General features: G+C 43.8%; 1 pseudogene. It reads left to right on the top strand.

What is annotated here, in order from left to right:
* Positions 1-222 (top strand): annotated as a pseudogene (locus tag ACTXGO_RS15860) (hypothetical protein); the annotation flags it as partial.
* Between the last annotated feature and the right edge of the window lie 379 nt (positions 223-601).

The following is a 601-nucleotide window of genomic DNA, read 5'->3' as shown; positions in this document are numbered from 1 at the left end:
GAAGTACTGGCAGTGGCGCTCCAAAAAGCCAAAATCGATATTGTCGGTGGCGAGGAGCACTTCTTTGATAACTTCGCCAAGTCACTCTCTATCGGTAAAGCCATCGATGGTCTCGCTGGCAAGTCCGATACGCTCAGCGGTATCATCAATGGGGTGATGGCCAATCAGGTTATGAATAAGGTTAATAAGTCAAATGATGAGTCTGTTAAACATAACGACTAATTATTAATAAATTCAATATAGTGTTGGTTTCTCTGATTTAGCGTAGGGTGGGTTAGTTTTGCCAAGCTCTCGTAGAGAGTGAGGACTAAACGTAACCCGCCTTTGGCTGTTGGAATTATACGTGAGGCGGGTTACGCTGCGCTAACCACACCCTACGTCAACTCAAATTTCAAGCAATACTGAGTTGGCTAGTCTAAAAAAATGCTTTAGGTATCTTAGTATCTTACCCGCGTTTTTTTAGACGAGCCAAAGCCTTCTTATTTTCTTTATTGCCCAAAATTCTCTTATTGTCTAAAAACAGAAATGGACGACTCACGATGGCGGATACGCAAAACCCAAACCCTTCAGACAGCACGCCTCATTCGGCCCAGCAAACGGA

This window comes from Psychrobacter sp. T6-1, assembly GCF_052258445.1.
This window is presented reverse-complemented; position numbering and strand designations above follow the sequence as displayed.